Origin of the sequence: Paenibacillus sp. S25, assembly GCF_019454085.1 — a bacterium.
GTDB lineage: Bacteria > Bacillota > Bacilli > Paenibacillales > Paenibacillaceae > Paenibacillus > Paenibacillus polymyxa_B.
The window spans coordinates 1,701,225-1,722,184 of the sequence record NZ_CP073683.1 but is presented as its reverse complement, the minus strand read 5'-3'; the positions used below and the strand labels follow the sequence as shown (position 1 = coordinate 1,722,184).

Below are 20,960 nucleotides of genomic sequence, written 5' to 3'. Positions count from 1 at the left end.
CCAACAAGGCCAAACTGTGCCGTGTATCCACTTGGGGGGTGCCTAATAATGCCGGAACCACGCCAGCCATATTCATTCGTCGTATCCCGCGAAGATTGGTCGCTGCATCGCAAAGGGTACCAGGACCAGCAACGTCATCAGCAGAAGGTCAAAGATGTCATTAAGCAAAATCTACCCGATCTGATAACGGAAGAAAATATTATTATGTCGGACGGTCAACAGATTATCAAAGTGCCGATTCGCAGTCTGGATGAATATCGCTTCATTTATAACTATCAAAAGCAAAAGCATGTAGGTCAAGGGGATGGAGATAGTCAGGTGGGGGATGTCATCGGACGTGATCCTGCCTCCCAGAAGCCTGGTAAAGGTGAGAAAGCCGGCGATCAGCCGGGACACGATATTATGGAAACGGAAGTCAGCATAGAAGAACTGGAAGATATGCTGTTCGAGGAAATGGAATTGCCGAATTTACAGCAAAAAGACAAGGATCAAATTGAGGTTGAATCTATTGTGTTCAATGATATACGTAAAAAAGGCATGCAAGCGAACATTGACAAGAAACGAACCATTCTCGAAAATCTGCGCCGCAACGCCCGTGAAGGGAAACCGGGCATTCATCATATTAGTCCGGACGATCTTCGCTACAAAACATGGGAAGAGAAGACCATTCCCCAATCCAACGCGGTGATTATAGCCATGATGGATACATCAGGCTCGATGGGCTCTTTTGAAAAATATTGCGCTCGCAGCTTCTTTTTCTGGATGACCCGCTTTTTGCGCCGTCAGTATGAAAAGGTGGAAATTGTCTTTCTCGCGCATCATACCGAGGCTAAAGAGGTTACGGAAGAAGAATTTTTTACCCGCGGAGAAAGTGGCGGCACGATCTGCTCTTCCGCTTATTTGAAAGCACTAGAAATTATCGACAAACGATATCCTCCTTCCAGCTACAATATTTATCCCTTCCATTTCTCGGATGGCGATAACCTGACCTCGGACAATGAGCGGTGTGTGAAGCTAATCGAGGAACTTATAAAGCGGAGTAATATGTTCGGCTATGGAGAAGTGAATCAATATAATCGTAGCAGCACGCTGATGTCAGCCTACAAGAATATTAAAAAGGATCAGTTTATGTACTATGTCATCAAGGAAAAAGGTGAGGTATACCAAGCCTTACGTACCTTTTTTCGCAAACGGGAAGGGGGAACGGTGGGATGAGCACCGACCAGAAGGAGCTAGAATATGCGATATCAGAAATTATGGAGATTGCAGATGGCTTCGGGCTCGACTACTACCCGATGCGGTATGAAATTTGTCCGGCGGACATTGTATACACGTTCGGAGCCTATGGTATGCCCACGCGCTTCAGCCACTGGAGTTTTGGAAAAACATTTCACAAGATGAAAATGCAGTACGATTTTGGATTGAGCAAAATCTATGAGCTGGTCATTAACTCCAATCCCTGCTACGCCTTCCTGCTGGAAGGAAATTCTTTGGTGCAAAATAAACTGATTGTCGCCCATGTACTGGCACACTGTGATTTTTTCAAACACAACGCCCGCTTTTCAGCTTCTAATCGCAATATGGTGGAGAGTATGTCGGCCACAGCAGATCGAATCAACAGCTATGAAATGGAATACGGTTCAAAGGCTGTGGAATCCTTCATTGACTCTGTACTGGCGATACAAGAGCATGTGGATCCACAGATCATCAAACCAAGGCATCTGGATAAACAGCGTTACATGGAGCTCAAAATTCGGGAGCAGAAAGAACCTGGAAAACGCCAACGTCCCCCTGGGCCTTACGATGATCTGTGGTCACTGGACACAGTGAAGCAGCATGATCCGGCCGAGACCGAGGGCATCAAAGTACGCCAGTTTCCACCGGAACCTGAAAAAGATATCGTCTGGTTTATTCAGGAATTCTCAGAGGTGCTGGAGGACTGGCAGCGGGACATTATGACGATGCTGCGGGACGAAATGCTGTATTTCTGGCCCCAAATGGAGACCAAAATAATGAATGAAGGCTGGGCCTCCTATTGGCACCAGCGGATTGTAAGGGAACTGGATTTGACCGGGGAGGAAACCGTTGAATTTGCGATGCTGAACGCCTCTGTCGTACAGCCTTCCAAGCAAAGCCTGAACCCGTACTATTTGGGACTGAAAATATTTGAGGATATTGAAAAACGATGGGATAACCCAACCCGTGAGGAACAAGAGCGACAAGGACGCAAACCGGGCGAAGGACGCGCTAAGATGTTCGAGGTACGAGAGTTCGACTCAGACACTTCTTTTATACGCAATTACATGACCAAGAAACTGACAGAAGATTTGGATCTATACGTGTTTGAGAAACGGGGACCCGATTGGAAAATTACCGATAAATCCTGGGAAAACATACGAGATCAGCTTGTGTTTTCACGTGTGAATGGAGGCTCCCCTTATATCGTCGTCGAGGATGGAGATTACCTGCATACGGGCGAGTTGAAGCTCAAGCACCAGTACGAAGGCATTGAGCTGGATTTAAAATATATGGAGCGCACGCTTCCATATGTATATCAGCTGTGGGGACGCACCGTTCATTTGGAAACATTGATTGAGGGTAAGCTCGCCCTATTCTCATATGACGGTAAGAAACATCATCGTAAGTTTGTATAGTCATACCAAATCAAATAGCCAGCCTAATTTAAAAAAGGTGCATTCCTAAAAAGGATATGCGCCTTTTCTTACTATTTCATACAACCTTAAGCGACCTTCGTTTCTTGCCAATTTCAGGACACCTGTTTCGTTTTGGTTCAGGGGTGTATTATACTAATATGATAAATGACCCACGGGTCATAGTTGAGAAGCAGAACGAGGAGCGTTGATATAGATGAACACCCATCCCAGCTTTCGTGAAGTTCGTGAAAGTGATCAGCAGGTATTCCCAATCGCCTGGTATGCCGTTGGCTGGTCCAAGGAACTAAAGAATAAACCGCTTAAAAAGCGACTGCTTGGCAAAGATATTGTCCTGTACCGTGATGATCATCGTCAGGTACATGCCATCCATGCTTATTGCCCGCACCGAGGAGCTGATTTGTCGCTAGGCTATTGTCAAAACGGGCACATCACATGCCCATATCATGCATGGTCTTTCGATGAGAGTGGGCAGTGTGTCGATATTCCGGCACATCCGGGACGGGCTATTCCTGAGTTTGCTCATACCTATGCCTATCCCGCGACTGAAAAAGCCGGCCTGCTGTGGGTATATCCTCAGGCCGTTGGCTCAAATTCTGAAATAAACTCAGGGTTGGGGACATCCACATCCCCACCTCCTCTGGAGATTTTTCCCGAGCTGGAGGACCCCTCTCTCATTTTGTCTCCCTACGATTCCATGTGGAAGGCACATCTGACGAGAGTTGTGGAAAGCGTGCTGGATGTCGCTCATTTGCCAATTGTCCATAACAAAACAATCGGTAAAAAATCCTCCACCGACATTCATATCGAGTTTGAAGCGGATGACAATCATATTCGAGTGAAAAACGGGAAAGGTCTATTACAATATACCTTTCCACAGCAATGGATTTTGACTCCCGCCAAGGAAGGACGCAGCAAGTTTATTAATTTCGTCACCTTCACTCCGATTGAGCAAGAGTTAACTGCCATCTACGGACTGGCTGGACGTAATTTTGCCAGATTTGTACCGGGCATGAGCCACATTTTTTCGAGATACAGTGGTAAGGTGCTGGAAGAGGATCGGGCCGTGGTGGAAAGCCAGCATCCGCGTCCAATCCCAGAAGCGCTGCGAATGGAGGCACACGTCCCCGCTGATGGACCTCAGGTTCGGTTTCGCAACCGCTGGTATGATTTCCTTGTCAACGATGAGCCTCGTGTACGACTGGGTCCAGAAACTACTTCCTCTTAAATTCGACGATGTAGCTTTGATTGAGCTGTTTTCCACCTTCCGAGATGTTCTGGTACATGGATAGAAACCGGGCGGATGGGCTCCATACCGTTGGGCTGTCATAGGATTGGATATCGGTCGTAACCGGAGTGGTTTTACCCGTGGACTGGTCAAACACATACAGCCCTCTCATGCCTTGCTGATCCTCATCATAAATGGAATAAGCAAGCTTGGACCCGTCGCTGGACCAGCTTCCACGACTCATTAAAGTGCCTTGACCGACGATTCCTTTCTCTTTGCCCTGTTCATCCAAAATGATCATACGGGCTGGTTCGGATGTATTCCATTTCCGCTTTTCAATGGCAATAGACTTACCATCAGGCGACACGGCAAAGGACATGGCCCCCTCTGCAATAGTCACAGCCTGAGGATGATTAAGGGTGAACCGATTCAGCACCGGATACCCTTGTTTATCACTGCCTGTATAAAATATGGCGTTACCCACTTTTTCGACATGAGACATCAATTCAGAGCGATTCGGATCTTGAAAACTCAATTCTTTAGCTTTGCCGTCCAGACCAATCAGCTGGATTTTACCATCCGGTGTGCCTGTAATGAGATCATTCTCATCGCTCCAGCTCACTTCGTTAGTCATATCCAGCTTGCCGATCGGTGTAACCTTACCACTGCTTAGCTCCAAAATGTAGCCCTGGATATCATATTTGCTGCTAGTGCTACCTTCAGTAAAAAAGACATGGCGCTGATCCGGTGATACCACAGCAAGTAACTGCGGAGCCTTACGACCTGGTGTTAAAATCCGCTCCTTGTCCGTCTCTACATTATGAATCCACAGCTGGGTTTTACGCTCCACAATCAGCTCTTCGTCGCTCAGCCAAGACCTCGCGTAGACATCCCCCAGCCTGTCGATAGACGATACCACCAGCTCGTCCGTTACTTGCTGCTGGGCTGCATCCGTGTCAATCACAGTAAGCTGTTGGCCCGGTTTCATACCGGATGCTGGATTTGTCTCTCCTGCGCTTTTCATGCCGCAACCGCTGAGCAATCCCCCGGCGATTAAGCCGGCCATGAGCACCCCCGTAGCTTTCTGTCTGAAAACTCTTGTGCGGGAATCTTCGCGACGAGGGGAGCCGTTCTTTTGCCCATAGCTGTCTATGTTTTTCTTTATCATGTACAACGGCCTCCTTGTTAACGATACCCCCAGTTTAATGCCCGAACATCTCATGAATACATCGGATTGTTTCCAAGTTGTAAACAAGACACCATTTTAGCCCTGTGCTAACAATCGGCCGTTTACAGGGAGCCATCGTGAACCAAGAGAGGGAGTCTAAGCGAAAATTCATTCCCACTTACATTTGTATGCCCGTTGTCATTTTCCAACCCACTATGATCTGAAGCTGTAAGCTGCAACTCTCCCCCCATGCGCTCCGCCAGTCTGCGCGCCAGAGGAAGACCAAGTCCCGTACCGCTGTCCTGACGAGATCGATCACGACTTAAGGTAGCAAACGGCTCAAAAATCATGTCCCATTGCTCCCTAGGAATCCATGGGCCGGAATTGCGTATACACACAATCACGGTGTCCTGTTCTACTCGATTCGATAACGTAATCCATCCACCGTCCCGATTGTACTTCACTGCATTATCCAGCAAATTCAGTACAATATGCATCAGATGCTTAGGGTCTCCCCACACCTGGGCAGGAACGGTATCTATCGAAAAATTCAGTCTACGCGCTGCCGCTTTTCCTCGAATACGGCTCCCTGCATCTTCCAGTAACGAATGCAGTTTCACAGCCTCCGTATGCAATTCAAAATCATATTTATCCAGCACAGATAGCCGCAGCGAGTCCTCGACAAGCTCGTATAACCGTTTTGTTTCCTTACTGATACTTTCTCTCGCTTCACGCACCAGTTCAGGATCATCCCCATACATATCCAGTAAATCAGCATAAGCCTGAATAGAGGTTAATGGAGTCTTCAGTTCATGGCTGATATTTCCAATAAAAGATTTTTGCTGCTGCTCCAGCTCTCTCAAACGCTGAACCGCTTCTTCCAGCCGAAGCTTTTCGTTTTCCAGCGCAGTAATGCTCTCCCGGATCACATGACTCATCTGAAGCATTCCTTCATCCAGTCTTCCCAGCTCATCCTGCCGCCGCAGCAGTCTGGTTTCCGGATAATGCCCTGCCGATATCTGTTCGGAAGCGCGAGTCAGGCGTCCGATATCTCTCGTCTGGCGGCTGACATAGCCTAAGCCCAAAATAAAGCTCAATACCAGCACCGCCCCCCCTGTCCATAGAAACAACTGGGCAATAGCCTGGTAGAACTGCTGCTGCGCTTCTGTTGAGCTATGAAGCTGTACCACTCCCAGTAAGCCGTCCGGACCTTGAAGCGGAGCCAAATAGGTGACTGCGCTACCTTCCGTAATATACGCAATTTTGCCTTGGAGCGCATAGGAAAGGGCCTGGCTGACATTTGTTCTAAAAGCCAGCGGTAGAGAATTGCCAACCTCATGCCCCTGACCATCATATAAAATAACGCGCATATTGCTGGATACGCCCAGTTCCACTGCGAGTTGGGGCGCCTGCTTCTTCATGAAGCCTTCCGGTGATTGGCGTACTCCCAACAGGTAAGACTGTTTTACACGCATTTCTACAATTTCGGCCTGGCGCTTTAAACTGCGTTCCATTTGGTCTGTCTGGTTAGCGCGAATGCCAGTAAGCACGAGCCAGCTCAGCACACCGACAGTAAACAGCAGCAAAGCCGCCAGTACCAGGGGAAATTTCCAACGCAGGCTTAAGCCTGTAGGTTTGCGTTTGCGTTTCTGTTGGTCGGTGGACCGCAAGCTTCCTTGCTGATGGAGTGAATGATGTTCGTTCACGTCATTTTCTCTGCCTTATAGCCGATACCATACACGGTCTGCAATATCGCCTGATGTGGCTCAAGCTTCTTGCGCAAGCGCTGGATATGAATATCCACCGTCCGCGTTCCGCCCACATAATCGAAGCTCCATACCTGCTCCAGCAGCTCGTCCCGTGTATACACCCTCCCGGCATGAGACACCAACAGCGCCAGCACATCAAACTCCTTGGGGGTCAGATCCAGCGCTATGGCTCCAAGTTCAGCCGTTCGGCTGGACGGACGTACCCGTAATGGGCCGAGTACCATTTCTGTTCCTTCCGGGGCAGGCGCTCCTTCTCGCTCCAGTCTCCGTACCAATGCTTTAATACGAGCGAGCAGCTCCCTTAGGTCAAACGGTTTGCTCATAAAATCGTCCGCACCCAGCTCCAGCCCGAGTACCTTATCAACAATATCGTTTTTGGCCGTCAGCAGTAAAATACCGATGCCCTTCCGACTTTCCAAACGGCGGCACACCTCATATCCACCCAGTTTGGGCATCATCACATCCAGTATGAGCACATCCGGGTGGAACAAACGCACTTTTTCCAAGGCGTCCTCCCCATCAACAGCGGTTTCCACCAAAAAACCCTCTCGCTTTAACGCATAAGCCAGCGCATTCCGAATGCTCGCCTCATCGTCCGCTATCAGTATTTTTTTATCCATGTCCTGCCCTCCCTGCATTAAAAAAACGCTCCAGCTACCTATGTTCCCGCAAATAATAATGAATCAGACATGTATGACATATAAACTGCTCACGTGGATCGTTAAGATCAAAATCTGTCATGTCGCGTATCCGTTCCAATCTGTATTTTACTGAGTTACGATGTATAAAAAGATAATTGGCTGTATCTACCAGACTGCCCCTGTTTTCCAAATAATAAAATAACGTTTTGAGTAAGTCACTGCCATGTGAGCGATCATATTGCTGAAGTCTCCCCAGCTTGCGTTCAAACAAATTTGAAAATTCCTCTTTGTCCATCGCTTCTCCAAGCATATAGTGCATCTCTATATCGCTGTATTTGCATACACGTTTATCAGGATACAGCCGCTGGGCTACAGTAATGGCACGACGTGCTTCATTGTAGCTTTGCAGCAGCTCCCATAACTTTTTGGCACTTCCGATGCCTAAATAATAATCGGCGGTACCCCAGGCTTTTTCAGTTGACCAGTTTTTCAGCGTATCACTCCAGGACGTTTCCTGATCAGAGCCGGGTGCGTTCTGATGATCATTCGGCTGAAGAGTCGGCAGAAATAATATCGCACGATTTGAACGGAACTCAATATGAGACACCACACGCCGTCGTGTCGATTCCATACTCAATAACCCAGAAAGAATCTCTTCTGGCGGAGCCGTAGCACTTTCCAGTACAGCCACCTCCCAGTTATATTCCGGGTTGAATCCCAATTGACGACCTCTCCGCTCAACCTCATGCCGCACCGGCAACGGAGGTGTCATGAGCTCATCTATAAAATTCCCCCGTAGTCGGCTTTCCGTATCTTCTACTGCCTTTTCACGCATTAATTCTAACGCCATCACCAGCCGTGCCTGCTCAATACCAACCTGCTCCATATCATCCAGTTCATTGCGGGCAATGACCAACTTGGCGACTGTACGTTTATCCACACTAATGGGAAAATGACGAGCATCTTGTACCTTCGCCCAATCCCAATCTTGTGGTGAAGTGACAATGGCTTGACCACCATTATCAATCAAAGCAACCGGAGCTTTAAAAAGCTCTGCTATATTATCGCTTACAGCCTGTATGCCACTGTTCTCCAGCACCATCGTCGTTAACGTTCGATAGATTTCTTCCGAACGTCGCAGCAGCTCTGCCTGTCGGTTCAACACCATATCCATGACACGCTGCGTAATATCCGTATAGGGAATATCGGCTGGAATCTCAATCACAGGCAGGCCACAGGCATTGCTTTCTTCAAGCGCACTATGGGGAATTTCCGTGAGAAAGCGTGTAGGCTTGATCACAAGCGCCGCCGCCCCGCCCTGATGCAGTAATTGAATAATTTGACACAATACCTCAGGCTCATGACGGATCGAATAAGCCGTTGTCATCAACAATACACCTTCCCGGACCCAGCCTTTCAGGTCAGGGACTTCCATAATGTCAATAAACCGGACAACCCGGCTTAGCCCTTGTTCTCCGCTTAATACCTTCGCCTCCTTCAACACGGGTATTGCCATGAGCTCTTGAACTGTTACACCCGGTATTTTCATAAAGACAGACCACCCTGCTATTTATTTTGCAAAATCCTTAGTTCATCTAATTTTCAGGATAGTGTACCAAAAAAGTCTACAAAACAAAACCTTTTACCGCTTGGTCAAGTCTATCCACACCAGCCCATTCCTATCTTTAGGAGCTCAATGGAACATAAATAAACCGCCCTTTTCTGGAAAAGGCGGTTTATTTTAATATTCTACTATTTATTATGCAGTTTAAGAACTATCCTGCTTGTATCCCACACGAATTGGCTGCTAGCGTACCGAAACAGCTGCACCCAACGCCACAATCGGGTCAATAGCCCGAATCCCTAGTGTACGCTCCAGCTCTGGCGCAAAGTTCATCGTTACAAAACCTGTGCAGGCAAGTACGATTACCTCAGCCCCCTTCTCCTGAAGCCGCAACGCTGCTGCCATAGCTGCCTCTTTACCTTGTGGAGTGTTCAAGTCCAGTGTCGTCTGCACACCTATGGGACGCTCTGTACCGATATAGGAATCGCCCAAAATGCGGCGAATCAGCGGCGGAGCCTCCTCCAAAATGGTCAACACGCCTACACGGCTGGCCGATGTCAGAGCCAAGAGTGCCGCACAGGACCCCGCCCCGTATACAGGTACAGATACAACCTGACGAGTTTCCTCTAGCGCTGGATCAGCCGCGCAGCTAATACCGATAGACGTACAGCCTTGTTCAACGAGTTGTTGCGCCGCGAGCACAATTTTAGGCACCGCTTCCCGGTCTGTGATATCATCGTAGATTCCTTTCGGCTGATCGGGAATACATACACTGGTGACAGGCAGCCCGTAGTGCTGCTCAATGACCCGGCCGTGAAGGTCGATAGCTACTTTGTCCTGCATGGTAAGCACTCTGATCATTCCAAGCATGATAACTTCCTCCCTTTATCGCTCTAGCAACTGACCAGCCTTCATAATCAGACGATCGTCCAGATATACATCCGGTTTTTGTACGACTCCGTCAATATGTACACCCGCAGCGACAGTTCCCCCGAAGGTATTATTGCTGCCAAAAGCGACATGAATCGTGCCATATACTTTCTCGTCCTCTAACACAACACCTGTAATGCGGGCTTTATCATTCGTTCCAATACCAAATTCGGCCAGCATTCTACCATCGCCTTCGCCGAGCATATCCAACAGGGACTGTCCGGCTTCCCCTTCTGCGGCGATTAATCTGCCATTTTGCACCGTCAGCAGCAGCGGGTCTTTTAAGGCACCGATTCCCGCCACAGAACCATCCACCACAATCTGACCTTGTGCCGTTCCTTCCAGCGGAGCAATATACGCTTCACCGGAAGGCAGGTTGCCCGATTCGCCGGGATTCAAATACATACCTGTGCTGGGAACGCCGTTGCGCCCTTCTATGGTAAAGTTCAGACTATTTCCTTCCTTTTCAATCCGTACCTGCTTGGCAGCAGTCAGCAATGCGGTCACCTCTTCGGTCAGCGCCTTGACCTTCGGATAATCAGCAGCAATTGCTCCATTCATGAACATATCGTCTGTCATGCCGGGCATGGTTGCTAGGCGTGCTCCAGCAGCTGCGGCTTGCTTACGGGCACTTGTATGTGTCAGTGAATACCGGGTGACACATACAACAACGTTGGAGCGAAGCATGGCTTCGGCAACAGGGGCCGGAGGCTCCTCGCCCGATTTGGAGCGAACCTTCATCGTCAAAATAGCTGCTTCTGCCCCCAGTGCCTTGCCAGCTTCATATATGGACTCGCCCAATTCTTTTTTATCATCGTCGGTTACGACCAGAAGCGTCTCCCCAGCGGTAAGTCCCAAGCATTTTTGCAATACATTTTTACTGATTTCAATACGTTGTTGACTCATAGTTCTTACCTCCAATTTTTAGCTCCTTACACCATTTCCGATACCAGTTTGCCAATCAAGGCATTGGACAATACAACGGGAACCCCTGAGTAATGCGCCGCTAGCTCTCTATGCGTTTCCGTATAGCCCATGCAATCCAGTACGATCAGATCGGCTTGATTCTTGAACTGTCCTGCTGCTCGGCGAAATTCTTCCTCACTGCCACTGTAAGGCGAGGCCGCCGCAAACTTTGGATTCAATCCATAAGGGCTGAATTTAAGCTTGAGGTTGTTCTTCTGTTCTTCGAGCGGTCCAATGAGACCCAACCTTCTTCCGCTGGACATGGCCTTTAGTACAGGAGGAAGCACATGATCTGGCTCAATTAGAAAAGCGCTTCGGGTATGCAATCCAGGAAACACACCGGTACAGAGTAACAAAATAGTACGTATGCCCTGCTCCTCCAAACGTGTGATTTTGTCCTGGAGCAGTGGCTGGATTTTTTCGCGTGAAATGACCACCGACTCCCCGGTCGTCAAGCGGGAGGTTAATACATATTCTCCTGGTGATGGTGATAGATGCTGTTGTATATAGTCCAATGAGAGCCCATCCAGCGCACCGGCCTGTACCAGCTCTGCCCGTCCTTCCAAGGCCTTTTCTACGATAGGGGCCACATCTGACCGGGGGGCTTGCCCAATCGTAATCATCCCAAGCTTATGCATTTTGAATCCCTGCTTTCGCTTCATTTTACGCTCCTGGCGACAAAGGGCAAGCCCGCGGTCTGCCTTTATTTCGGTTCTGGTGAATAGTTTTAACTTATGTTACTGCAACTTTCCTAACATAAACAATGTTCGTCCTGACCAAAACAAAGGCTTGTTTGTTGTGCATAAAGGATAAAAAAACAAAATCATAGCGCTATTATTACATTTTATCCCTTTATAATGTCAAGAAATATAACGCAGTATAAACATCTCTTCCCTCACTGCCCTGCGCTTTGGAGTGTCTTACCTGTCCGTATATGCTAAAATACTTCCGTATCGGCTATTCGCCTACAGGAGGGCATGATCATGAAACAATCTATTTTGATCGTAGAAGACGAAGAAAAGATTGCTCGGCTTCTAGAGATCGAACTTCAATTTGAAGGCTATCAAGTATGTAAAGAAAAAAACGGAATTGATGGGCTGGAGACGTATTGCAAAGGCAATTGGGATCTAGTGTTGCTGGATATTATGATTCCCGGTCTCAATGGCATTGAGCTACTTCGGAGGATTCGTAAGCATGATACGAACGTTCCTGTCATTTTGCTGACGGCTAAAAGTTCCATTGCAGATAAGGTCGAGGGACTCGATTTGGGAGCCAATGATTATGTTACCAAACCGTTTGTGATCGAAGAGCTGCTTGCACGTGTACGGGCTGCACTCAGAGTGGGTGCAACGATAGACATGGCTCCACAAGTGGTAGATAAGTGGCTTAGTGCCGGGGATTTACGTCTCCATGAAGGTACTCGTGAAGTTCTTCGAGGAGAGCACAACATTGAGCTTACACCGCGAGAGTTTGACTTGCTCGTTCATTTACTCAGACACCAGCGGCAGGTACTTAGCCGTGAACAATTACTGGAGAATGTATGGGGCATAGATTATATGGGCGATACCAATGTGGTCGATGTGTATATTCGCTACGTGCGCAATAAAATCGACCCTACGCGCCAGCTCCCTGAGCTGATCCATACTGTACGCGGAATTGGTTATGTACTGAAGGAATCTTTATGAAGCTACAAAACAAAATCCATACGTACACCTCGTTATTATTCGCGGTCTTACTTGTAGTCATTAATTTTTCGATCTATTTCCTATTCAGCCAACTTTCGATAGACAGTCGAAAAGACCAGGTAGAGGCCGCAGCAGAGAACATGATTCGTGGCATTCAACGCGCTTCGGTATCCGTAGCCGCAGAGGACCTTCTCCGAGCCTATGTACCGCTGGATGGCATGCTTCGGCTGATGAGGCCGGAAGGCGAATTTCTTCCCCCTATCACCTCTTCTTCCGAGCAGTCTCTCAGCTTGATGAAGGGCGTTTTTGATGAAACACGGCAGGTTCGCATGATTACCTATGAAAGCAACCGTTACATTCTTGTATCGGTCCCCATGATTTGGACCAATGGTGAGGTTGTCAATCTCCAAGTGACCGAAAGCCTGCAACCAACGATGCAGACGCTACAGGTACTCAGAATCGTACTTGTTGCTGTCACTGGAATTGCGCTCATTCCTGTCGTGGTATCGGGAAAACTGCTCGGCAGACTGATCACACGTCCAATCACATCTATGATTAGCACGATGAAAGAAATTCAGCGCAGCGGGAAATTTAAACGTCTTCCGCTCAATTCATCATCACGCGACGAACTGGTCGAAATGGGTGAAACATTTAATGACATGATTGAGCTGCTGGAGCGGAATTTCGTCAGGCAAGAACAATTTGTATCTAATGCGTCCCACGAATTGAAGACACCTCTCACCATTATTGAAAGTTATGCCAGCCTGCTCAAACGGCGGGGGTTGCAGCATCCCAACATTTTCGCCGAATCCGTTGAAGCGATCCATTCCGAGGCGATTCGAATGAAGGACATGGCAGAGCAGCTTCTTCTGTTGGCCAGAAACGAAGAACAATGGAATGTCGTGCTGAAGCCTGTACGCCTGACCAGAATAGCGATAGAATTAAAAGCTACATTTGAAAATGCGTTCGCCCGACAAATTCAACTGGATGTACAGGCAGACTGCATTGGCTATACCGATGAAAATAAGCTGAAGCAGCTCCTATTTATCTTTTTGGATAATGCACGCAAATACAGTGACGAGCCGATACACCTGATGATTGATACGGTGGGCGGTACAGCTCAACCCTGCATAAGAATCACAGATCAAGGAATTGGAATCCCGGAAGAAAAGTTATCTAAAGTATTCGACCGCTTCTATCGTGTGGATGAAGCCAGAAGCCGCGAGAAAGGTGGGGCTGGACTAGGCTTATCATTGGCTACAGGAATTGCACAAGCTATACATGCTCAAATCGGGCTAGAAAGTGTAGAGGGGAGCGGAACAACTGCAACGATCATCCTCCCTACCGTTCCAAAATAATAAGCCAAAGGAGGGAATAACGATGAAAGCCATCTATGTGTGGATGATTGGGGGTACGTTGGCGGCTGTATTGATTACAATTTGTCTTTTACAGTGGCCTTGGGCACGGTCGTTAGCAGCTTCTCCATTGGAAGAAAAAGCCGTCATCCAATCCGTTTTGCATCAGTATCCCGGCGAGGTGCTCGAATCCCAACGCTTGGGTGATTTTTATCTGATCAGGCTGGAACGCGCCAAAGGGAAGTACGATATAAAAGCCAATGCCTATGACGGTGTCATCGACTCCATTAAGCGGACACAGGCTTATACAGATGCGAAGCAGGAGCCCCAAGATCATAAGCCCGGTACCTCACCAACCAGAGACACATCGAATCCAGCTAATAAACCTGACCCGGTTTCTCTCGTTATTACAGAGAAAGAAGCAGCCAGGCTTGCTGCCAAAGCAGTTAACGGAACATCCGATGATATTGAGCTTCATCGCAACGACAAAGGCCTCTACTATCTGGTTGAGGTTGAGGTAAAAGATGGGCGTGAAGCAGTAGTGCAGGTCAATGCAGTATCGGGCTCTATCGACTCTATAACTTGGGAAAAAGAAAAACAGGAGCACAACGAATCATGACGACTTGATGATCAACTCAGCTCATGTTTTCTCATGGTTTTCTCATAGTTTTCTCATGATTCTATTATGTTCCTCTCATGTTCAAGAGATAAGCTGTATTCATGCTTATAGCACAAGGAGGAATTATGTAATGAAAAAAAACTATACATTAGGAATTATGGCAGCCACGGTTCTGCTTGGAGTTACGGTTACGGGTGTCTCAGCGAATGCCGTATGGGCCGCTAAACCTACGGGCCTTATTGGAGCGACCGCAGCTGCCAACATTGCCAAGAAGGCTGTGGGGAATAATGCACAAGTTGAAGATGTCGAACTGGAGCGCAAGAACGGAAAAGTCTACTATGAGGTGGATCTCCAGCAAGGGGATAAAGATTGGGATATAGATGTTGATGCTTATACTGGGAAAACCATCCGTTCCCATTCTGAGCTTGATCATGACTCGAATGACGAGTCCTCCCTTAACAAACCAAATCACATCACCCTGACTGAAAAGCAGGCTGGACAAATTGCGCTTAAGCACGTGCCCGGGAGTACCCTTTTGTCTTCTAAATTGGATAAGGAAGATGGACAGTTCATCTACGAGGTAAAGGTACTCACCAACGAAGGAACCGTTGAGCTTGAAATCCATGCATCATCTGGCGCAATCGTGGATACAGACGAAGATGATGATGACAACGAATATTAATCACCCAGGTCATAATCAGGGTAACTAAATACAGAGCTAATTAAAACGGAGCAGCGAACTTTCGCTGCTCCGTTTTTTTGACCAATGTGACACAGGAAAAGAACGAAAATGGCTCCATAAAACTGCACCTATTATTTCTTCACGAATAGACTGATAACTAACAGAGGATTACCTTTTTCTTCAATCCAAAGTCAAGTGAGGTTCTTATGGCGAAATCCTATACTAAAGCACAGATTCGCAAAATTACCCGTCGTTTCGGCCTGATCCCGTTAAAATCAAGCTTAGTCTCCTCATTATACCGAAAAAATGCAGTGATCCAGGTGAAGACGAAAAAGGGAACTTATGCATTAAAGCCCTTTAGTCGTACAAAGATGGTCGGTTCAAATACGATTCAACAGATGGAACGAGCTGCGAGTCATATCAGGCTTTTGAAAAAGAGAAAGTATACCTACATGCCCGCATGGCTCCCCACTCATTCCGGCAAGTTATGGACTCTATATCAAGGGACTCCATTTTATGTAAGTCAGTGGATCAAAGGACGGGGACTGGAGACCGCTGAAGATTTCGAAAAACTGGGGCGGGCACTTGCCACACTTCACGCCACCTCCACCGGCTTGCATCGGATGGATAAAGGAAAGTCCCCTCCGACCATTCAACAATTGCGGATATGGAAAAACCAGGATCGTCTTTTTCAAAGAAAAATGATAAAAAACAGTCGCCATGATAAAACGTACCGCAACTGGTACAATGCTCACGGCGAAGACTGCAAACGTTTATCCATGCGAGCATGGAAGGATTTACAGGATGCATCCATCATAAGGCTGCTTCGGATGGAACATCGGCATCCCTCCTTGATACACAGTGATATCACTACCCCAAATGTCATTATTTCGGATGACGGTCATCTCAAAATCATTGATTGGGATCGGGCTAAGATCGGCTCAATCTATGCTGATTTGGCAAAGGCCCTTATGAATACGACTCAATTCAATCCTGAATTTGTGCAATCCTTGCTGAAGGGATACCAGAAGCGCAAACCACTAAGCCGTACTGAACGGAAGATTGTTACAGCTTTATATAAACTACCACGAGAAGCCTGGCATGCTTCCCGACACCCGAATCGTTCAAGAGATCGCGAAATCCTGGACAATTGGGATCAGTCGTGGCCTCTTCGATTACAAATCATCCATATTTTGCAGGAGTGGGCTCATGTATAAAAGAAAGTGAGGATCAAAATGTCGATTTTATCGAACGTTGAGCAGATGTACGGAATCAAAATTCAGCGTACCCGTCAAATGAAGGACATTCACAAGATTGAGACCGCTAATACGACTTATTGCTTAAAACCCTACAAATTCCCGGAAGAAGAGATCCGTTTTATTACACGTGTCTTGTCCTACTTGGATGAGCGCGGGTTTACACGCAGCCAAAAGGTCTATCCAACAGTACAACAAACGGCTTACATGACCTATGAAGGTGTTTCGTATACATTAACCAATTGGGTTCATGGACTCAGACCAGAATTTACAAAAAGAATAGACTTCAAAAAGGGAATTGCTACTTTAGCCAAATTCCATTCCAGTGCCGTGGGCTTTCCTGTCACCGAAGCTCCGCCATCCAGAATTCGTTATGAAGGCTTGAGCGATGAAATAGCTGGATACAAAAAACGCCTCATCCCATACAGAGGCACAGCACATCTTGTAGCTCTTTGTGAAGAAGTGTCCCATCGCCTACAGCAGCCCAAAGTTAGAGAAGCCATTGCTCAAGAGCAAAAAGCCGCCGCATTTATACACGGTGACTATAATTATCCCAATCTGATTAAAGACAAACAGCTCAAAATCCATTTGATCGACTTTGAAAATTGCTCCCTACATGTAAGGATGAAAGATCTCTCCCATCTTCTTCATCGGAATTGTCTTTGGAATGGGACAAAGATGCTGCGCGCGATAGATTACTATCAACGAAATCGTCCATTGAGCACCCATGATTTGCATCTGCTTCACGCACTATTGATCTCTCCCTATCATGTGGTCCGCAATATCAGAATAGGCGGCTTCCGTTCTGCCAAGCGAGTCATTCCGTCGTTCGTGCATTTGAACAAATACCGACGTGAACTTAGATCATTATTATAATCTGTCAGCTTGGAACTAAACAAAAAAAACAGACCCGATGAAAAGGTCTGTTTTTTTGTGTTCTGACACCGACTACAGGAAAAGCGCATGCCGCTAAAGCCAATCGACTTGCTGTCCCCATAGTACATTCAAGCCACATCTTACACCTGCAGCATTTCCAATTCCTTCACCATGTTTTCGATCAGCTTTGTGAACGAAGCCAATTCCTCTGAGCTGGAAGCCTGTTGCCGGGCACTGGCTGTTGTGGCAGCTGTTTCGGATTGTACACTGTCAAGCATACGGGCAATATCCAGCACCTTGCGCTGAATTTGCTCCTGTGCTTGCTTCGAATTAGATGCAAGCTTTCGCACCTCCTGTGCCACAATTTGAAACCCGCGCCCTGCTTCCTGCGCATGGGCAGCCTCAATCGCCGCATTCAGTCCCAGCAGATGAGTCTGATCAGACAGTTCCCGGATCGTACCGCTCATCTGCTCAATATGCTTAATCTCGTCACTCAAATGCTGTACCAATTCCTCTGTATGTTCCTGCGAAGAAGCAGTGTTGCAGGCACTCTCCGCGATATTATCCGTATTTTCCCTAAGCTCAGCAATCATCCCGGTCAAATTTTGCGCAATTCGGGACACAACGGTCAGCACCTGCGTTTGTTCGTCGGCCAGCTCGTTGATTTGTTCCTTTTCCTTTTCCTGATAAGCTTCCAGTACAAGCTGGGAATCCAGGTTGAACATTTTGGAAAGAGCATGCACAATAGAAAACCAGTCCTCTATCCCCGAACGCTTTAAAATGTCCACTGCAATATCAAGATAAGCAATGTACGTGCCCAAATAATAATCGGAAGACAATCCGATTCGGGAATGTACCTGCCCCACAAAAAGACGGTGTTCGATAAACGGATCATCTATTTTTCCATCTGCGAGAGAAAGCCAGTATTCACGTTGTGTTTGTTTTAGTCGTTCAATATTCGACCATTTGGAAATAATCGACATGAGATGCGGAACCTTTTCTACATGCTCATAAAACCGATCGACCACCTCATTCACAATAGATTGGAATAGTCCCTGATAATGATGCAATAAAGCCAAATCATCATCAGTAATACCAATATATTGTATCTGTTTTAATCTACTCTCCGCGACATGAATCATAAGTTCCTCCAAATAATAGTTTACATAGATTTTACATTACCATATTTATCGGTAACTTTTTAGAAAATGTTAAAAAAGCAGAAGATTGATTATGATTTTTTTCATAGCAATTTCAGAAAATATATAATCACAACTGGCCTGATGATACAAAAAAAGAATCCGACAGCACCTGAAATTCCCTGTGCTTGCCGAATTCCCTCTACGAAACACGTTGATCGGATACCTCACAACCGTGTAGCACCATCCAGATCAACCCATGGTTTCACCATACTGTACTTGTTTATTATTTCGTCTTACCGATTCAGGAGGCTACCTACATACCTCAACAGATCGTTAGCGCTGGCTCCTGTGTAGCCATGCTCCTCAATCAGTCGCTTAATTACTTCATTCATCCGTTTGAGCTGATTAGCGTCAGGCGTTTTGGTCGAAGTCGTAATCTTCACAATATCCTTCAAATCGGCGAACAGCTTCTTCTCAATGGCTTCTCGCAGCCGATCATGATGATGATACTCAAACTTCCGTCCCTTGCGAGAATACGCGGAAATACGGATTAATATTTCTTCACGGAACGCTTTTTTCGCATTTTCCGATACCCCGATTTGCTCCTCAATAGAGCGCATGAGCCGCTCATCCGGGTCGAGTTCCTCATCTGTGAGTGGATCGCGAATTTTCGCCCAATTGCAAAAAGCTTCGATGTTATCCAAGTAGTTGTCAAACAGCGTCTTGGCTGATTCCTCGAAAGAGTACACAAAGGCCTTCTGCACTTCTTTTTTTGCCAATTCGTCATATTCCTTACGAGCCACGGAAATGAAATTCAGATAGCGTTCTCGCTCTTCCTTTGTGATGGAGGCATGCTGATCCAGACCATCCTTAATTGCTCGTAAAATGTCCAGGGCATTGATGGATTCCACATTTTGCTTAATCAATGCACTAGAAATACGATTAATGACGTACCGCGGGTCTACCCCGGACATACCTTCCTCCAGAAACTCACTTTGCATTTCTTTCAGATCGGCTTCCTTGTATCCTTCGACCTCTTCACCGTCATACATGCGCATCTTTTTGACCAGATCCATCCCCTGTTTCTTCGTCTCCTTCAAGCGCGTAAGCACGGAGAAAATGGCAGCCGTTCGCAGCGCATGAGGCGCAATGTGGATATGTTTCATATCACTTTGTTCAATGAGCTTGGCGTAAATCTTTTCTTCCTCAGATACTTTCAGGTTATAAGGAATCGGCATTACAATCATCCGTGATTGCAACGCCTCGTTCTTTTTGTTTGCAATAAAGCTTTTATACTCGGATTCATTGGTGTGAGCCACGATCAGTTCATCTGCACTGATGAGCGCAAACCGCCCAGCCTTGAAGTTTCCCTCTTGGGTCAGAGAAAGCAAATTCCACAAAAACTTCTCATCGCATTTCAGCATTTCCTGAAACTCCATCAGTCCACGATTCGCTTTGTTCAATTCTCCGTCAAACCGATATGCACGCGGGTCGGATTCCGAACCATACTCCGTAATCGTGGAAAAGTCGATGCTGCCCGTCAAATCAGCAATATCCTGTGACTTCGGATCAGAAGGACTGAACGTACCAATACCAATCCGGTTTTCTTCCGATATAAATACCCGCTCCACGCGGACCTTTTCAATATCGCCATCAAATTCCGTGCGCAATCTCATCTGGCAGGATGGGCAGAGATTACCTTCAATCCGTACACCCAGCTCCTTTTCAAAATCGGGACGCAACTCATGGGGAATCAGATGAAGCGGGTCCTCGTGCATGGGGCAGCCTTCAATCGCGTATACAGCTCCCTGATCCGTTCTCGAAAATTTCTCCAGACCACGTTTTAGCAACGTGACCAATGTCGATTTCCCCCCACTGACGGGTCCCATCAAAAGAAGGATACGCTTGCGCACATCGAGCCGCCTGGCTGAGGAATGGAAATATTCCTCCACCAACTTTTCCAGCGCTCGATCCAGTCCAAAGATCTCCTGCTCAAAAAATTTGTATCGCTTATGCCCCCCAACCTCTTCTACACCAAAAGATTCAATCATCTTGTAAACCCGTGCATGAGCTGTCATCGCCGGCGTCGGGTCTTTCTTGAGTATCTCAATATACTCTCTAAAAGTGCCGCTCCAGGCCAGACGGTTGTTTTCCGCCCGGTACTCCGCAACGCGTTCAAAAATATTCATGCTCGGTTCCTCCCATGACTGCGTAATGACTATCCTCCACTCCTGATGATTATGGCTACACTCGTCACGCCTTTCAGGATATGATGCAATCCCCTTAAAAAAAGTGTAATACATACCTATGCAGATTGATTTAAGAATTGACCTATTTTTTATGACAGGTCTCTCTGCTTTTTCGAAAAAAACAAGGGATACACTGTGCTAAAATATACAACAACGAC

At 47.0% G+C, this 20,960-nt stretch carries 18 protein-coding genes; 9 read left to right on the top strand and 9 right to left on the bottom strand.

Going from position 1 to position 20,960, the window contains the following annotated elements:
• Nucleotides 1-48: 48 nt before the first annotated feature.
• From yhbH to KAI37_RS07450, 3 genes are all read left to right on the top strand, one after another.
• Complete coding sequence (yhbH, locus tag KAI37_RS07460; protein WP_025723949.1) at nucleotides 49-1,215, top strand: sporulation protein YhbH; 1,167 nt, start codon at nucleotides 49-51, stop codon at nucleotides 1,213-1,215.
• Nucleotides 1,212-2,654: a SpoVR family protein gene (locus tag KAI37_RS07455; protein ID WP_071640086.1), complete on the top strand. Its 1,443-nt coding sequence runs from the start codon at nucleotides 1,212-1,214 to the stop codon at nucleotides 2,652-2,654. Before yhbH ends, KAI37_RS07455 begins: the two co-directional genes overlap by 4 nt.
• A gap of 214 nt (nucleotides 2,655-2,868) precedes the next feature.
• Nucleotides 2,869-3,900, top strand: coding sequence for an aromatic ring-hydroxylating oxygenase subunit alpha (locus KAI37_RS07450; protein WP_071640085.1), 1,032 nt, complete (start codon nucleotides 2,869-2,871; stop codon nucleotides 3,898-3,900).
• Here the strand turns inward: KAI37_RS07450 and KAI37_RS07445 are convergent.
• From KAI37_RS07445 to KAI37_RS07415, 7 genes are all read right to left on the bottom strand, one after another.
• Nucleotides 3,887-5,068 carry a TolB-like translocation protein gene (locus KAI37_RS07445; protein ID WP_069080726.1) on the bottom strand — a complete coding sequence of 394 codons (1,182 nt, stop codon included), beginning with the start codon at nucleotides 5,066-5,068 and terminating at the stop codon, nucleotides 3,887-3,889. The two genes, KAI37_RS07450 and KAI37_RS07445, sit on opposite strands and share 14 nt — an antisense overlap.
• Before the next feature lie 122 nt (nucleotides 5,069-5,190).
• Nucleotides 5,191-6,774, bottom strand: a complete 1,584-nt coding sequence (locus KAI37_RS07440) for a sensor histidine kinase (RefSeq protein WP_053325049.1) — start codon at nucleotides 6,772-6,774, stop codon at nucleotides 5,191-5,193.
• Complete coding sequence (locus KAI37_RS07435) at nucleotides 6,771-7,457, bottom strand: response regulator transcription factor (RefSeq protein WP_025723943.1); 687 nt, start codon at nucleotides 7,455-7,457, stop codon at nucleotides 6,771-6,773. Before KAI37_RS07435 ends, KAI37_RS07440 begins: the two co-directional genes overlap by 4 nt.
• A 34-nt stretch (nucleotides 7,458-7,491) precedes the next feature.
• Nucleotides 7,492-9,027, bottom strand: a complete 1,536-nt coding sequence (locus KAI37_RS07430; protein ID WP_069080724.1) for a PucR family transcriptional regulator — start codon at nucleotides 9,025-9,027, stop codon at nucleotides 7,492-7,494.
• A gap of 258 nt (nucleotides 9,028-9,285) precedes the next feature.
• On the bottom strand, nucleotides 9,286-9,912 hold the full coding sequence (locus KAI37_RS07425) for an aspartate/glutamate racemase family protein (RefSeq protein WP_071640083.1): 627 nt from the start codon (nucleotides 9,910-9,912) through the stop codon (nucleotides 9,286-9,288).
• 15 nt (nucleotides 9,913-9,927) lie between these two features.
• The gene (locus KAI37_RS07420) at nucleotides 9,928-10,878 is read right to left on the bottom strand and encodes an aminopeptidase (RefSeq protein ID WP_220030993.1); all 951 of its coding nucleotides are present in this window, start codon (nucleotides 10,876-10,878) and stop codon (nucleotides 9,928-9,930) included.
• Nucleotides 10,879-10,904: 26 nt separating this feature from the next.
• Entirely contained in the window at nucleotides 10,905-11,600 is a 696-nt protein-coding gene (locus KAI37_RS07415) for an AroM family protein (protein WP_071640081.1), read from the bottom strand.
• 321 nt (nucleotides 11,601-11,921) lie between these two features.
• Here KAI37_RS07415 and KAI37_RS07410 point away from each other — a divergent pair, with 321 nt between their 5' ends.
• The 6 genes from KAI37_RS07410 (at nucleotide 11,922) to KAI37_RS07385 (ending at nucleotide 17,411) form a co-directional block, all read left to right on the top strand.
• Nucleotides 11,922-12,623, top strand: a complete 702-nt coding sequence (locus tag KAI37_RS07410; RefSeq protein WP_076293736.1) for a response regulator transcription factor — start codon at nucleotides 11,922-11,924, stop codon at nucleotides 12,621-12,623.
• Complete coding sequence (locus KAI37_RS07405; protein ID WP_220030992.1) at nucleotides 12,620-13,981, top strand: sensor histidine kinase; 1,362 nt, start codon at nucleotides 12,620-12,622, stop codon at nucleotides 13,979-13,981. Before KAI37_RS07410 ends, KAI37_RS07405 begins: the two co-directional genes overlap by 4 nt.
• A gap of 22 nt (nucleotides 13,982-14,003) precedes the next feature.
• Nucleotides 14,004-14,597, top strand: coding sequence for a PepSY domain-containing protein (locus KAI37_RS07400; protein WP_071640078.1), 594 nt, complete (start codon nucleotides 14,004-14,006; stop codon nucleotides 14,595-14,597).
• 130 nt (nucleotides 14,598-14,727) lie between these two features.
• Nucleotides 14,728-15,279 carry a PepSY domain-containing protein gene (locus KAI37_RS07395; RefSeq protein ID WP_023987815.1) on the top strand — a complete coding sequence of 184 codons (552 nt, stop codon included), beginning with the start codon at nucleotides 14,728-14,730 and terminating at the stop codon, nucleotides 15,277-15,279.
• Between the two features lie 206 nt (nucleotides 15,280-15,485).
• Nucleotides 15,486-16,496 carry an aminoglycoside phosphotransferase family protein gene (locus tag KAI37_RS07390; RefSeq protein ID WP_220030991.1) on the top strand — a complete coding sequence of 337 codons (1,011 nt, stop codon included), beginning with the start codon at nucleotides 15,486-15,488 and terminating at the stop codon, nucleotides 16,494-16,496.
• A gap of 18 nt (nucleotides 16,497-16,514) precedes the next feature.
• Nucleotides 16,515-17,411, top strand: a complete 897-nt coding sequence (locus tag KAI37_RS07385; RefSeq protein WP_220030990.1) for an aminoglycoside phosphotransferase family protein — start codon at nucleotides 16,515-16,517, stop codon at nucleotides 17,409-17,411.
• A 140-nt stretch (nucleotides 17,412-17,551) separates the two neighbouring features.
• Here the strand turns inward: KAI37_RS07385 and KAI37_RS07380 are convergent, their stop codons facing one another.
• Together KAI37_RS07380 and KAI37_RS07375 are read right to left on the bottom strand one after the other, a co-directional pair.
• Nucleotides 17,552-18,553: a globin-coupled sensor protein gene (locus KAI37_RS07380; protein WP_220030989.1), complete on the bottom strand. Its 1,002-nt coding sequence runs from the start codon at nucleotides 18,551-18,553 to the stop codon at nucleotides 17,552-17,554.
• Between the two features lie 293 nt (nucleotides 18,554-18,846).
• Complete coding sequence (locus tag KAI37_RS07375; protein ID WP_023987811.1) at nucleotides 18,847-20,742, bottom strand: PrkA family serine protein kinase; 1,896 nt, start codon at nucleotides 20,740-20,742, stop codon at nucleotides 18,847-18,849.
• Between the last annotated feature and the right edge of the window lie 218 nt (nucleotides 20,743-20,960).

Bases quoted from the DNA above. Each gene is read 5' to 3' on its own strand.
- yhbH (WP_025723949.1), top strand. From the start codon at position 49: ATGCCGGAACCACGCCAGCCATATTCATTCGTCGTATCCCGCGAAGAT.
- KAI37_RS07455 (WP_071640086.1), top strand. From the start codon at position 1,212: ATGAGCACCGACCAGAAGGAGCTAGAATATGCGATATCAGAAATTATG.
- KAI37_RS07450 (WP_071640085.1), top strand. From the start codon at position 2,869: ATGAACACCCATCCCAGCTTTCGTGAAGTTCGTGAAAGTGATCAGCAG.
- KAI37_RS07445 (WP_069080726.1), bottom strand. From the start codon at position 5,068: ATGATAAAGAAAAACATAGACAGCTATGGGCAAAAGAACGGCTCCCCT.
- KAI37_RS07435 (WP_025723943.1), bottom strand. From the start codon at position 7,457: ATGGATAAAAAAATACTGATAGCGGACGATGAGGCGAGCATTCGGAAT.
- KAI37_RS07430 (WP_069080724.1), bottom strand. From the start codon at position 9,027: ATGAAAATACCGGGTGTAACAGTTCAAGAGCTCATGGCAATACCCGTG.
- KAI37_RS07425 (WP_071640083.1), bottom strand. From the start codon at position 9,912: ATGCTTGGAATGATCAGAGTGCTTACCATGCAGGACAAAGTAGCTATC.
- KAI37_RS07420 (WP_220030993.1), bottom strand. From the start codon at position 10,878: ATGAGTCAACAACGTATTGAAATCAGTAAAAATGTATTGCAAAAATGC.
- KAI37_RS07415 (WP_071640081.1), bottom strand. From the start codon at position 11,600: ATGAAGCGAAAGCAGGGATTCAAAATGCATAAGCTTGGGATGATTACG.
- KAI37_RS07410 (WP_076293736.1), top strand. From the start codon at position 11,922: ATGAAACAATCTATTTTGATCGTAGAAGACGAAGAAAAGATTGCTCGG.
- KAI37_RS07405 (WP_220030992.1), top strand. From the start codon at position 12,620: ATGAAGCTACAAAACAAAATCCATACGTACACCTCGTTATTATTCGCG.
- KAI37_RS07400 (WP_071640078.1), top strand. From the start codon at position 14,004: ATGAAAGCCATCTATGTGTGGATGATTGGGGGTACGTTGGCGGCTGTA.
- KAI37_RS07395 (WP_023987815.1), top strand. From the start codon at position 14,728: ATGAAAAAAAACTATACATTAGGAATTATGGCAGCCACGGTTCTGCTT.
- KAI37_RS07390 (WP_220030991.1), top strand. From the start codon at position 15,486: ATGGCGAAATCCTATACTAAAGCACAGATTCGCAAAATTACCCGTCGT.
- KAI37_RS07385 (WP_220030990.1), top strand. From the start codon at position 16,515: ATGTCGATTTTATCGAACGTTGAGCAGATGTACGGAATCAAAATTCAG.
- KAI37_RS07380 (WP_220030989.1), bottom strand. From the start codon at position 18,553: ATGATTCATGTCGCGGAGAGTAGATTAAAACAGATACAATATATTGGT.
- KAI37_RS07375 (WP_023987811.1), bottom strand. From the start codon at position 20,742: ATGAATATTTTTGAACGCGTTGCGGAGTACCGGGCGGAAAACAACCGT.